Origin of the sequence: Clavibacter quasicaliforniensis (genome assembly GCF_051201715.1) — a bacterium.
GTDB classification, from domain to species: domain Bacteria; phylum Actinomycetota; class Actinomycetes; order Actinomycetales; family Microbacteriaceae; genus Clavibacter; species Clavibacter seminis.
In genome coordinates, this window is the sequence record NZ_CP139624.1 from 1,814,042 (window position 1) to 1,827,323 (window position 13,282).

The following is a 13,282-nucleotide window of genomic DNA, read 5'->3' on the forward strand; positions in this document are numbered from 1 at the left end:
GTAGGTGGCGCCGATGCGCCTACGTCTCGAGCGGAGCCGAGCCGTCCTCGGCCGACGGCTCGACGATGCCCGCGGCCGCGCCGGACGCCGCATCCGGCGCCTCGGCCGGGGTGACCGCCTGGCCGACGCTCCCGATCGCCTTCTCGAGCGGGATGCCCGAGCCGTCGCGCTTCATGCCCGTGGGCGGCAGCTGCCTGACCTCGCCGGCCGCCCCGACCGCGAGGGCGGGCCCGGGGCCGACCCAGGCGAGGGCGAGGTGGTCCTCGCCCTTCAGGTACGCGTGCGCGCGGACCCCGCCCGTGGCGCGTCCCTTCCGCGGGAAGTCGCCGAACGCGGAGACCTTGGCGCGGCCGGGATCCACGCCCGCGATGGTGGCGGACGACGCCGAGATCGTGACGACCTGGGCACCCTCGGGCGCGACGGACGAGAAGAACAGCACGCGCGCGCCCGCGCCGAGGTTGACGCCCGCGACGCCCCCCGCCTGCACGCCCTGCGGCCGCACGGACACCGCGGGGAAGTGCAGCAGCTGCGCCTCGCTGGTGACGAAGACGAGCTCGTCCGTCTCCGCGCCCTGCCGCGCGCCGACGACCTCGTCGCCCTTCTTCAGCGCGATGACCTCGAACTCGGGCTTCGCGGGCAGGGCCGACGGGGCGATGCGCTTGACGACGCCCTGGCGCGTGCCGAGGGCGATGGCCTCGTCGGTGCCGAGCGCCACGAGCGCGACGACGCGCTCCTTCCTGTCGGTGAGCCCGAGGTAGTCGCGGATCCGGACGCCGGCGCCCAGCTGCACGCTCGCGACCGGGACCACGGGGAGGTCGACGGGCGTCATGGTGATGAGCCGGCCGGTGTTCGTGATCGCGCCGATGCGCGTGCGGCTCGTGGTCTCGATCGCCGTGAGGACGGCGTCGTGGGAGCTGCGGCGGACGGTCTGCAGGGGCGTGCCCGGCGCGTCCGTCGGCAGGTCGACGCGGACCGCGCGCCCGGTCGTCGACAGCAGCACCCGGCAGGGCACGTCCGCGATCTCGAGGACGGGCGCGGCACGGCGGCTCGATGCCCCGGCGACGCTCGGCGCGGCCTCGGTGAGCAGGGTGCGGCGCGGCGTGCCGAAGCGGTCGGCGACCTCCTGCAGCTCGGTCGAGACGAGGGCCCGGAGCCGGCGGGGATCGGCGAGGATCGCCTCGAGCTCGGCGATCTCGGCCTGGAGCCTGTCCCGCTCCTCCTCGAGCTCGATGCGGCTGAACCGCGTGAGCCGACGGAGGCGGAGCTCCAGGATGTAGTCGGCCTGCAGCGTCGACAGGTCGAACACGTCCATGAGGCGGGCGCGCGCCTGCTCGGTGTCGTCGCTGCCGCGGATGACCTGGATCACCTCGTCGATGTCGAGGATGGCGATCAGCAGCCCGAGCACGAGGTGCAGCCGCTCCTGCCGGCGGGCGAGCCGGTAGCGCGTGCGGCGCGTGACCACCTCGAGCCGGTGCGCCACGTAGACCTGCAGCAGCTCCTTCAGCCCGAGCGTCTGCGGGCTGCCGTCGACGAGCGCGACGTTGTTGATGCTGAAGCCGTCCTCGAGCGGCGTGTAGCGGTAGAGCTGCTCGAGCACGGCCTCGGGGTTGAACCCCGTCTTGATCTCGATCACGAGCCGCAGCCCGTGCGTCCGGTCGGTCAGGTCGGTGACGTTGGTGATGCCCGACAGCTTCTTGTTCTGGACGCCGTCCTTGATCTTCTCGATGACCTTCTCGGGGCCGACCAGGTACGGCAGCTCGGTGACGACGAGCCCCGACTTCCGCGGCGTGAGGCTCTCGACGGAGACGCGCGCACGGGTCTTGAAGCTGCCGCGGCCGGTGAGGTACGCGTCCTTGACACCCGACAGGCCGATGATCGTGCCGCCCGTGGGGAGGTCCGGCCCCGGCACGAAGGCCATGAGGTCGTCCAGGCTGGCGTCCGGGTGGTCGATGAGATGGCGCGCGGCGCCCACGACCTCGATCAGGTTGTGCGGCACCATGTTCGTCGCCATGCCGACCGCGATGCCGCTCGCGCCGTTGACCAGCAGGTTCGGGAACGCCGCGGGGAGGACGGCCGGCTGCATGAACGCGTTGTCGTAGTTCGGGACGAAGTCGACGACGTCCTCGTCGAGGCCCTCGACCATCGCGAGCGCGGACGCGGCGAGCCTGGCCTCCGTGTAGCGGGGGGCGGCCGGACCGTCGTCGAGCGATCCGAAGTTGCCGTGCCCGTCGATGAGCGGCACCCGCAGCGTGAACGACTGCGCCATGCGCACCATCGCGTCGTAGATGGCGGAGTCGCCGTGAGGGTGGAGCTTGCCCATCACCTCGCCCGTGACGCGGGCCGACTTCACGTGGCCTCGGTCGGGGCGGAGGCCCATCTCGCTCATCTGGTACAGGATCCGGCGCTGCACGGGCTTGAGGCCGTCGCGCGCGTCGGGCAGGGCGCGGGAGTAGATGACCGAGTACGCGTACTCGAGGAACGAGTTCTCCATCTCGGTGGAGACGTCGACGTCCTCGATCCGCTCGGCGGGCTCGTCGGGCGTGGTGTTCGTGGTGGAGGGACTCATGGACTCTCTGGGTCGGGGTCGGCGCTGCGTCGATCGGCGTCGTGACGCGGATGCGCGCCGGTCTGCTGTGGCAGACTGGGCCGGATGGCCCCCATGCTACCGGCGCCCGGATCCAGCCGGATGAGCCTCACCGCGGTCATGCCCGGCTGCCTCGCCGCCCTCGCGGGGGAGGAGTCCGAAGCTGGCCTCCCGCCCGTCGACCGTGCCGTGGTCGTCCTCGTGGACGGGCTCGGCTCCGCCGCCCTCCGCGCCCGGGCCGGGCACGCCCGCCACCTGGTGCAGGGCTGGCGGAAGAAGGACGTCGTGGACGTGGGGTTCCCCACCACGACGGCGGCCAGCATCACGTCGCTCACCACCGGCGCGCGCGCGGGCGAGCACGGTCTCGTCGGGTACAGCGCGCTCGATCCCGCGCACGACCGCGTCCTCAAGCTGCTGTCCGGATGGGACGTCCGCAGCGTGCCCGAGGAGTGGCAGCCCGTCCCGACCGCGTTCGAGCGGGCGGTCGCCGCGGGCATCCCCGCGTACGTGGTCGGATCCGCCCGCTACGCCGGGTCGGGCTTCTCGCGGGCGGCGCTGCGCGGGGCGACCTACGTCGCGGCCGAGTCGATCGCGGATCGCTTCGCGACCACGCGAGCGCTCATGGACAGGGAGCCGCGCGCGCTCGTCTACCTCTACGTGCCCGAGCTCGACCAGGCCGCCCACTCGCACGGCTGGGAGTCGGATCGCTGGCTCCGCGGCCTGGAGGAGCTCGACCAGGCGGCGGGTCCCTTCCTCGACGGGCTCGGCCCCCGGGAGGGAGCCCTGATCACGGCCGACCACGGCATCGTCGACGTGCCCTCCGGATCCCAGGTGCTGTTCGACCGCGTGCCGGAGCTGGTCGCGGGCGTGCGTCACGTGGCGGGGGAGCCGCGCTGCCTGCACCTCCACCTGGAGCCGGGCGCGGATGCCGACGCCCTCGCCGACGCCTGGCGCGCCTCGGAGGGGTCGCGCGCCCATGTCGCGACGCGCGCCGAGGCGATCGCCGCCGACTGGTACGGGCCGGTCCGGGACGAGGTGGCAGCGCGAATCGGCGACGTCGTAGTCGCGACGCGCTCGCTCATCGCGTACTACGACGGCCGGCCGCGGGACCAGGGCGCCCGTCGCATGATCGGGCAGCACGGATCGTTCTCCGACGAGGAGCGGCTGGTGCCCCTCGTCCGCGCCGGAGCCTTCGCCCGCGGCTGACACACCCGACGATCGCGGGCCGCCTGCAGGGCGACCCGTCGGACGACGGGCGGGATCAGGCCAGGTGGTCGTCGTCGCTGCGCGCGCCGAACACGATCTCGTCCCAGCTCGGCATCGCCGTCCGCCCGCGTCGGCCGGACGGCTTCCCGGATCCGCGACCCTCGCCGGTGCCGGGCGTGCGCAGGCCCTCGTCCTCGGCATCGTCGCGCGGGCGGTCGCGGCCCGTGTCGACGCGGCCGATGCCAGGGATCACCGCGGACCGCAGCGGCGGCACGGAGCGCTGACCGCCGCGCGGGCGGGACAGCGGCTCGTCGCGCCGGGCGACGGGAGCGGGAGCGTCATCGGCCTGGTCGTCGCCCTCGTCCTCGCGCGGCACGGACTCGCGCTCGCCCCGGCGGCGGCGGAGGGCCTCGAGCAGGTCGGCGGTCTCGTTCAGCTCGACCTGCGCGACGCGCGCCGGCTGCTGGCTGCCGGCGGGGTGGTTGCCCTGCCGCCCGAGGTGCGAGACGGACGCGCCCTCGTCGCGGCGCGGCGTCTCCCACGGCTGGGGAGCGGTGTCCTGCGTGCTGGACGCTGTCGGCTCGGGCAGGCGGAACGCCCCGCTGTCGAAGCGCGTGACGCCGGCCTCGTCGTGCGTGTCCACGGCCTCGGGCGGCAGAGCCCGGAGCCGGGGGATGAGGGCGCCGCGGATCTCGCCCTGCTGCGAGAGCGTGATCGCCTCGTTGTTGGCGGGGGAGAGCGCGTGCTTCTTGGCGTCGTAGGACCAGCGCGCGTCGTGCTCGATCTCCTCGCTCGTGAACGCGACCTTCACGACCCAGCCGCCGAGCTGCTCCTTCCAGCTGCTCCAGCGCACATCCTGCGCGCCGAGCGACTCGAGGCGCTCCTCGATGACCTGCCCGAACAGCGTGCCCTGGCCCATCGGGTCGACCTCGATGGCGGTGTGGACGGGCACCTTCATCGCGCTGCGCACGACGTGCTCGCGCTCGGCGACGACGGGCCCCTCGAACTTGCGCACGTACTCCACGGACGCGCCGGTCTCCCGCGCGACGTCCTCGGCGCTCATGCCCTGGCGGATGAAGGACTGGATGATGCGCGGCGCGGCCTTGCGCGTCGCACCGCCGTCGGCGGACTGGCGGCGCAGCGCGGAGCGGAAGGAGTCGTCCATCACGAGACGGTGCCGCTCACCGCCTGCGGCCTCGACGACGAGGGCGCCGTCCTCGACTCCGACGATTTTCAGATCCTGCATGGGTTCCACGCCTCTCGCGCTCACTGGACGATTCACGATCGCACGACTCGGCCCCTCTTCCGGGGAATACGCGTGGCGCGCCGCGACTTGGGTCCGACGAGAGCGCCGGAAGGCGAGATCGCGGGCCCCGAGCGCAGGTTGTTCGTGCGCGAACGGTGTACCGTGTGAGTCCGCATCCGCGGCCCGATGACGGGCCGGCTCCCCGCATCCAAACCGCCGATCAGGAGCCCCGACAGGGGCCTCAGGACGGTTTGCTATCCGGATGCGATTCATGCAAACTGTGCCCGCCGATTCCGTTCGGCGGTTATTCGAGAAGTGGACAGGAATGGCAACTGATTACGACGCCCCGCGCAAGACGGAGGACGACTCCGACTCGATCGAGGCTCTGAAGGAGCGCGTCCCGGACCGCATGTCCGGGGTCGTGGACGTCGACGATGCCGACAACCCCGGGAGCTTCGACCTCGCCGGAGCGGACCTCTCCGACCTCGAGCTCGAGACGGTGGTGCTCCCGCCCCAGGCGGACGAGTTCACCTGCGTGAGCTGCTTCCTCGTGAAGCACCGCTCGCAGATCGACCACCAGGAGAAGCTCGGACCCATCTGCCAGGAGTGCGCCGCCTAGAGCGACGCCGGGCGATGGCCCCCTCGGAGGCCTCGCGCCTCACCGCACGTCATGATCGCCGCGATCCCCGGATCGCGGCGATCAGTCGTTCCGGGGTCCGCGTGGACAGCAGCCAGTAGGGCGCCGGGTCCGCCGCGTCCAGGAGCGGCACCTTGACCACCGGATCCACCCATCCGCGGATCACGAGGTACGCCCGCGCGTGCAGGCGCGTGCCGCGCTCCGCCGTCGCCTGAGCCCCCCGGAACCCCTCCGGCTCACCGAGCTGGTCGACGTCGATGGACGCACGGCCGGCCCGCAGGCGCCCGTCGACCACCTCGATGACCGGGCTCGTGAGCACGAGCGTCGCGACGACCCCCGCGTAGAGCACGATCGCGACGATCACCCCGGCGACGACGCTGATGGGGAGGAACACGAGCAGGCTCGCGGGGATGACGAGGGCGGTGGCGACGAAGGGCCAGGGAGCCGGCCACAGCCGCTCGCTGTAGGGGGATGCGGGCATGCGCCTATTCGATCAGATTCCTGCACTAGCCTCGGACCGTGCCCGATCCCGTCGACGTCCTCATCGCGGGCGACGCCCCGATCCCGGCCTACGCGCATCCCGGTGACGCCGGCGCCGACCTCACGGCAGCGGAGGCCGTCCGCCTGGAGCCCGGCCAGCGGGCCACCGTCGGCACGGGCGTCTCGATCGCCCTCCCGGACGGGTACGCGGCCTTCGTGCTCCCCCGGAGCGGACTGGCCGCGCGCCACGGCATCACGATCGTGAACGCGCCCGGCACCGTCGACGCCGGATACCGCGGGGAGATCCGCGTCACCCTCCTCAACACCGATGCCGACGCCGCGTACGATGTCGCGGTCGGCGACCGCATCGCGCAGGTCGTCGTCATGCCGGTCAGCCGGGTGCGATTCGTGCCCGTCCAGAAGCTGCCCGGGAGCCACCGCGGTGCGGGGGGCTTCGGCTCCACGGGCACCGGCGCCCTCCCCGCCCGAGATCCAGGAGACCGAACATGACCGACGAGAACGCGAACCAGCCGGACGACGCCGCCCTCGCGGACGACGCCGAGGACGTCCTGGACGCCAAGTCCGCGCCCGACGACCGCGCCGACGAGGGCCCGCTCGACGAGACCGAGGCCAACCCCGTGCGTCCGTACGTCGACCTGGGCGGGATCAAGATCCTTCCGCGGGAGGGCCTCCACCTCCGCCTCGAGGTCGCCGAGGGCACCCAGCAGGTCGTCGCGATCGGCCTCGACTTCGCCGAGTCCAGCCTCCAGGTCCAGCCGTTCGCGGCGCCGCGCTCGAGCGGGCTGTGGCACGAGATCCGCACGACCATCGGTGAGCAGATCCAGAGGCAGGGCGGCACCACGCGCCTCGCCGACGGCCCGTTCGGCCCCGAGCTGCACGCCGTCATCCCCGTCGTGCAGCAGCCTGGCCAGCCCGCGGCCAGCACGCGGGACGCGCGCTTCATCGGCGTCGACGGCCCGCGCTGGTTCCTGCGCGGCGTCATCACCGGCCGCGCCGTGACGGATCCCGAGGCCGCAGCCGCCGTCGAGGACCTGTTCCGCAGCGTCGTCGTCGTGCGCGGCTCCTCGCCCATGCCCCCGCGCGACCTCATCCCGCTCAAGATGCCCGCCGCCCAGGTCGGCACCACCCCGGGCGCGGCTCCGGCCGGCGAGAGCCCGGCACCCGCGCTGGGCTCCTGACCGTGTCGGGCGAGGGTCCGCTCGAGGGGGATCCGCAGCGCCCGGCGCCCGGCGACGACGCGTCCACGACCGACGGCGCCCCGGCCGGATCCGCGTCGCCTCCCGCTCCAGGCGAGGCGATCGGCGCGAGCATGGCCCAGGCCGCGGAGCGCGCGGGCCTCGGGCAGGCGGCGCGCGGCGAGACGATGACGGCCGCGGCCCTCCTCACCGCGATGGGCGGCGTCCGCGGCGTCCTCGAGGCGATCGTCCCCGGGCTCCTCTTCCTCGTGGCGTTCACGATCACGCGCGACGTCGTGCTGTCCGTCGCGGTGCCGGTCGCCGTGGCGGTCGTGGCCGTCGTCGCCCGACTCGCGCAGCGGTCGGCCGTCGCACCCGCAGTGGGCGGCCTCGTCGGCATCGTCATCTCCGCGTTCCTGGCGCTCCGCTCGGGGGAGGGCCGCGACTTCTACGCGCTCGGGCTCTGGACCAACGGCGCCTACTTCGCCGTGCTCCTGGTCTCCGTCGTCGTGGGCTGGCCGCTCGTCGGGGTCGCCGTCGGCTTCCTCATGGGCGACGGGACGGCCTGGCGACAGGACCGCAGGAAGGCCAGGGCGCTCCGCCTGCTCACCCTCGTGTGGGTCGGCTTCTTCGCGCTCCGCCTCGCGGTGCAGCTCCCGCTCTACCTCGCCGACGCGATCGACGCGCTCGGCGTCGCGCGCCTCGTGATGGGCACGCCCCTCTACGGCGTGCTCCTCGTCCTGTCGTGGCTCTTCGTGCGCGCCGTGTACGCGAAGGACCCGACGGCACCGGCCGCCGGCTGAGCCGTCGCCGCTCCTCCTCGCCGTCGCCGCGACGCGCGGGCCGCCGCGCGCCGCGGCGTCCATGCCGGCGTCGCGATGCTAGATTCATCTCGACGTCGAGATACATCGGCGCCGTCCCGCCTCGCGTCGGCGTGCCCGATCAGGGTCGCCTTACTGGACCCGGCCGCGGCGGGCGACCAAGATCGGATGACGGGCGGAATCGACTTCCGCGCCCATCCAGCGAGGGAAGAGGGCCACGTGTCTGCAATCAACAGCTTCGGCGCGAAGGACACACTCCGCGTCGGGGACACCGACTACGAGATCTACCGCATCGACACCGTGGCGGGCCACGAGCGTCTCCCGTTCAGCCTCAAGGTGCTGCTGGAGAACCTCCTCCGCACCGAGGACGGCAAGAACGTCACCGGCAGCCAGATCAGCGCCCTCGGCGACTGGGCTCCCGACTCCGAGCCGGACACCGAGATCCAGTTCACGCCCGCGCGCGTCGTGATGCAGGACTTCACGGGCGTGCCCTGCATCGTCGACCTCGCCACCATGCGCGAGGCCGTCGGCGAGCTGGGCGGCGACCCCACCAAGATCAACCCGCTCGCACCCGCGGAGCTCGTGATCGACCACTCGGTCATCGCCGACCTCTTCGGCTCCGAGGACGCGCTCGAGCGCAACGTCGACATCGAGTACGAGCGCAACGGCGAGCGGTACCAGTTCCTCCGCTGGGGCCAGACGGCGTTCGAGGACTTCAAGGTCGTCCCGCCCGGCACCGGCATCGTCCACCAGGTCAACATCGAGCACCTCGCCCGCGTCACCATGACGCGCGAGGTGGGCGGCGCCCTCCAGGCGTACCCCGACACCTGCGTCGGCACCGACTCGCACACCACCATGGTCAACGGCCTGGGCGTGCTGGGCTGGGGCGTCGGCGGCATCGAGGCGGAGGCGGCCATGCTCGGCCAGCCCGTGTCGATGCTCATCCCCAAGGTCGTCGGCTTCAAGCTCTCCGGCGAGATCCCCACGGGCGTCACCGCGACCGACGTGGTGCTCACGATCACGCAGATGCTGCGCAAGCACGGCGTCGTCGGCAAGTTCGTCGAGTTCTACGGCACCGGCGTCGGCGCCGTCCCGCTCGCCAACCGCGCCACCATCGGCAACATGAGCCCCGAGTTCGGCTCCACCGCCGCGGTCTTCCCCATCGACGACGTCACCCTCGAGTACCTGCGCCTCACCGGCCGCAGCGAGGAGCAGGTCGCGCTCGTGGAGGCGTACGCCAAGGAGCAGAAGCTGTGGCACGACGCCGACGTCGAGCCGGCGTTCAGCGAGTACCTCGAGCTCGACCTCTCCACGGTCGTCCCCTCCATCGCCGGCCCGAAGCGCCCGCAGGACCGCATCGAGCTGACCGACGCGAAGTCGCAGTTCGAGCGCGACCTCAACGACTACGCGCAGGTCGACCACGACATCGTCGACCTCACCACGGCGATGAGCTTCCCCGCGTCCGACCCGGGCGAGCTGCAGCCGGAGGACGAGCACTCGTCCCACGAGCACCACCACGCGTCGCAGAGCCCCTCCTCGGTCTCGAAGCCCACGCACGTCACCCTCGAGGACGGCAGCGACTTCACGCTGGACCACGGCGCGGTCGCCATCGCGGCCATCACCTCGTGCACCAACACGTCGAACCCGTCGGTCATGCTCGCGGCCGGGCTCCTCGCCCGCAACGCCAGCAAGAAGGGCCTCAAGGCCAAGCCGTGGGTCAAGACCACGCTGGCGCCCGGATCCAAGGTCGTCACGGACTACTACGAGAAGTCCGGCCTCACCACGTACCTCGAGGACCTCGGCTTCTACACGGTCGGGTACGGCTGCACGACCTGCATCGGCAACTCGGGCCCGCTGATCGACGAGATCTCCACCGCGGTGCAGGACAACGACCTCGCCGTGACGGCCGTGCTCTCGGGCAACCGCAACTTCGAGGGCCGCATCAACCCCGACGTGAAGATGAACTACCTCGCGAGCCCGCCGCTCGTCATCGCGTACGCGCTGGCCGGATCGATGAACTTCGACTTCGACTCCGACGCGCTCGGCACCGACACCGAGGGCAACGACGTGTTCCTCAAGGACATCTGGCCCGACGCGGACGAGGTCCAGTCGACGATCGACAGCTCCATCGACACGGGCATGTTCACGCACCAGTACGCCGGCGTCTTCGACGGCGACGAGCGCTGGCGCTCGCTCCCCACCCCCACGGGCGCGACGTTCGAGTGGGACGCGGAATCCACGTACGTGCGGAAGCCCCCGTACTTCGAGGGCCTCACGATGGAGATCACGCCGGTCTCCGACATCCAGGGCGCGCGCGTCCTCGCGAAGCTGGGCGACTCGGTCACGACCGACCACATCAGTCCCGCCGGCTCGATCAAGGCGGACAGCCCCGCGGGCCGCTACCTCGACGAGCACGGCGTCGGCCGCAAGGACTACAACTCCTACGGCTCGCGCCGCGGCAACCACGAGGTCATGATCCGCGGCACGTTCGCGAACATCCGCCTCCGCAACCAGCTGCTCGACGGCGTCGAGGGCGGCTACACGCGCGACTTCACGCAGGAGGGCGGCCCGCAGTCGTTCATCTACGACGCGTCCGAGAACTACCAGGCGGCGGGTACCCCGCTCGTGATCCTCGGCGGCAAGGAGTACGGCTCCGGCTCGTCGCGCGACTGGGCGGCCAAGGGCACGAGCCTCCTGGGCGTCAAGGCGGTCATCACCGAGAGCTTCGAGCGGATCCACCGCTCCAACCTCATCGGCATGGGCGTCGTCCCGCTGCAGTTCCCGGCGGGCGAGACCTGGGCCTCGCTCGGGCTCGACGGCACCGAGGAGATCAGCATCTCGGGGCTCGAGGAGCTGAACTCGGGCACGACGCCGCGCACGGTGCACGTCGTCGCGGCACCCACGGCCGACTCGCCCGCGGGCAAGGGGACGGTCGAGTTCGACGCGGTCGTGCGCATCGACACCCCCGGCGAGGCGGACTACTACCGCAACGGCGGGATCCTGCAGTACGTGCTGCGCAGCCTCGTCGCGTAACAGCAACCTGAGGGGGCCGGGCGGCGACGCCCGGCCTCCTTCGTGCATGCAGGGCCCTGCGTACACTCGAAGAGGCGGGTGCCTGCACATGGCGCCCGATGGAAGGCGGTCAGCATGGGAATCCTCGAGACGATCACGGGACCCCGGGACCTCGACCGGCTGAGCAGCGAGCAGATGCTCGCGCTCGCCACCGAGATCCGGCAGTTCCTCGTCGCCGAGGTCTCCAAGACGGGCGGCCACCTCGGGCCGAACCTCGGCGTCGTCGAGACGACGCTCGCCATCCACCGGGTCTTCGACTCGCCGAAGGACCCCATCGTCTTCGACACCGGCCACCAGTCCTACGTGCACAAGCTGCTCACGGGCCGGCAGGACTTCTCCCGGCTCCGCGAGTCGGGCGGCCTCGCCGGCTACCCGCAGCGCGCGGAATCGGAGCACGACATCGTCGAGAGCTCGCACGCGTCGAGCTCGCTGAGCTGGGCGGACGGCATATCGCGCGCCTTCGAGATCACCGGCCAGACCGACCGCCACGTGGTCGCGGTCGTGGGCGACGGCGCCCTCACGGGCGGCATGACGTGGGAGGCGCTCAACAACATCTCCGACGACAACACGCGGAAGCTCATCATCGTCGTCAACGACAACGGCCGCTCCTACGCGCCGACCATCGGCGGCATGGCGCGCTTCCTCAACACCGTGCGCACGCGTCGCACCTACCGGGGCCTCTACGAGACGAGCCAGCGCGTGTTCAGCGTCTTCGGGGCGCCCGGCGACAGCCTCTACCGCGGCCTCCGCGGCGGGCTGCACGGGTTCCTCACGCGCGTCACCGACAACGAGGCGCTGTACTCCAACCTCGACATCAAGTACCTGGGGCCCATCGACGGGCACGACCAGCAGGCGATGGAGGAGGCGCTCGAGCAGGCCCGCGACTACGGCGCGCCCGTCATCGTGCACGCGATCACGGAGAAGGGCCGCGGCTACGCGCCCGCGCGCCGGGACGTCGCCGACCAGTTCCACGCCGTCGGGCAGATCGACCCGGAGACAGGGGAGCCGATCGACCCGTCGCAGGCCGTCAGCTGGACGAGCGTCTTCGCGGACGAGATCCTGGCCCTCGCCGACGAGGATCCGCGCATCGTCGGCATCACCGCCGCGATGCTGCGTCCGGTGGGCCTGCACAGGTTCGCCGCGAAGCACCCGGATCGCGTGCACGACGTCGGCATCGCCGAGCAGCACGCCGTGACGAGCGCCGCGGGCCTCGCCTACGGCGGCCTCCACCCGGTCGTCGCCCTCTACGCGACCTTCGTCAACCGCGCCTTCGACCAGGTGCTCATGGACGTCGCGCTGCACCGCGCCGGCGTGACCTTCGTGCTCGATCGCGCGGGCGTCACCGGCCCCGACGGGCCGAGCCACCACGGCATGTGGGACCTCGCGCTGCTGCAGATCGTGCCCCACATCCGCCTCAGCGCCCCGCGCGACGCCACGCGCCTCCGCGAGGAGCTGGGCGAGGCCGTCAAGGTCGACGACGGGCCCACGGTCGTGCGCTTCTCCAAGGGCAACGTCGGCGACGAGATCGAGGCGCTGCGGCGTCTTGACGACGGGGTCGACGTGCTGCACGAGTCGGCATCGCAGGACGTGCTCATCGTCACCGTGGGACCGATGGCGGCCATGGGCATCGAGGTCGCGGAGCGCCTCGCCGCGCAGGGGATCGGCGCGACCGTCGTGGATCCGCGCTGGGTCGTGCCCGTGCCGCGCAGCGTCGTCGAGCTCGGCGGCAGCCACCGCCTCGTCGTGACGATCGAGGACGGCGTCGTGGTCGGCGGCATCGGCACGCGGATCCGCCAGGACCTCCGCGAGGCCGGCATCGACACGGGCGTGACGGAGCTGGGCCTCCCGGACGAGTTCCTCGACCACGGCACGCGCTCGGAGATCCTCGAGCGCGTCGGCCTCACCCCGCAGCACATCGCGCGCGACGTCGTCGCCCAGGTGCTCGGAAGCCGGGTGCCCTCGGCACGGCCGCTGCCGGAGGACGAGGAGCGCGTGTCGATCCGCGCGGAGGACGACGAGCAGGCCTGATCGCCCGTCGCA

The 13,282-nt window shown here is 72.2% G+C and carries 10 protein-coding genes; 7 read left to right on the plus strand and 3 right to left on the minus strand.

Annotation, left to right across the window (positions count from 1 at the left end):
- Positions 1 to 19: 19 nt before the first annotated feature.
- Positions 20 to 2,566, minus strand: a complete 2,547-nt coding sequence (locus tag NL142_RS08705) for a DNA gyrase/topoisomerase IV subunit A (protein WP_435078849.1) — start codon at positions 2,564 to 2,566, stop codon at positions 20 to 22.
- An 84-nt stretch (positions 2,567 to 2,650) separates the two neighbouring features.
- Between NL142_RS08705 and NL142_RS08710 the strand changes: the two genes are divergently transcribed.
- Positions 2,651 to 3,790 carry an alkaline phosphatase family protein gene (locus NL142_RS08710; RefSeq protein WP_435078851.1) on the plus strand — a complete coding sequence of 380 codons (1,140 nt, stop codon included), beginning with the start codon at positions 2,651 to 2,653 and terminating at the stop codon, positions 3,788 to 3,790.
- A 55-nt stretch (positions 3,791 to 3,845) separates the two neighbouring features.
- Here the strand turns inward: NL142_RS08710 and sepH are convergent, their stop codons facing one another.
- Positions 3,846 to 5,036 carry a septation protein SepH gene (gene sepH, locus NL142_RS08715; protein WP_435078853.1) on the minus strand — a complete coding sequence of 397 codons (1,191 nt, stop codon included), beginning with the start codon at positions 5,034 to 5,036 and terminating at the stop codon, positions 3,846 to 3,848.
- A 325-nt stretch (positions 5,037 to 5,361) separates the two neighbouring features.
- On the opposite strand from sepH, the gene NL142_RS08720 reads away from it, so the two are divergent.
- Positions 5,362 to 5,655 (plus strand): DUF4193 domain-containing protein, encoded by a 294-nt coding sequence (locus tag NL142_RS08720; protein ID WP_012038342.1) that lies wholly within the window; start codon positions 5,362 to 5,364, stop codon positions 5,653 to 5,655.
- A gap of 49 nt (positions 5,656 to 5,704) precedes the next feature.
- Here the strand turns inward: NL142_RS08720 and NL142_RS08725 are convergent, their stop codons facing one another.
- Positions 5,705 to 6,154, minus strand: a complete 450-nt coding sequence (locus tag NL142_RS08725; RefSeq protein WP_435078856.1) for a DUF3093 domain-containing protein — start codon at positions 6,152 to 6,154, stop codon at positions 5,705 to 5,707.
- Between the two features lie 38 nt (positions 6,155 to 6,192).
- Here NL142_RS08725 and dut point away from each other — a divergent pair, with 38 nt between their 5' ends.
- From dut to dxs, 5 genes are all read left to right on the plus strand, one after another.
- The gene (gene dut, locus NL142_RS08730; protein ID WP_043586840.1) at positions 6,193 to 6,663 is read left to right on the plus strand and encodes a dUTP diphosphatase; all 471 of its coding nucleotides are present in this window, start codon (positions 6,193 to 6,195) and stop codon (positions 6,661 to 6,663) included.
- Positions 6,660 to 7,352 carry a DUF3710 domain-containing protein gene (locus NL142_RS08735; RefSeq protein ID WP_043586839.1) on the plus strand — a complete coding sequence of 231 codons (693 nt, stop codon included), beginning with the start codon at positions 6,660 to 6,662 and terminating at the stop codon, positions 7,350 to 7,352. Before dut ends, NL142_RS08735 begins: the two co-directional genes overlap by 4 nt.
- 2 nt (positions 7,353 to 7,354) lie before the next feature.
- On the plus strand, positions 7,355 to 8,152 hold the full coding sequence (locus tag NL142_RS08740; protein WP_194682534.1) for a DUF3159 domain-containing protein: 798 nt from the start codon (positions 7,355 to 7,357) through the stop codon (positions 8,150 to 8,152).
- Between the two features lie 237 nt (positions 8,153 to 8,389).
- On the plus strand, positions 8,390 to 11,203 hold the full coding sequence (acnA, locus tag NL142_RS08745; RefSeq protein WP_308726657.1) for an aconitate hydratase AcnA: 2,814 nt from the start codon (positions 8,390 to 8,392) through the stop codon (positions 11,201 to 11,203).
- A 114-nt stretch (positions 11,204 to 11,317) separates the two neighbouring features.
- Positions 11,318 to 13,270, plus strand: a complete 1,953-nt coding sequence (dxs, locus tag NL142_RS08750) for a 1-deoxy-D-xylulose-5-phosphate synthase (RefSeq protein WP_435078859.1) — start codon at positions 11,318 to 11,320, stop codon at positions 13,268 to 13,270.
- Positions 13,271 to 13,282 lie beyond the last annotated feature (12 nt).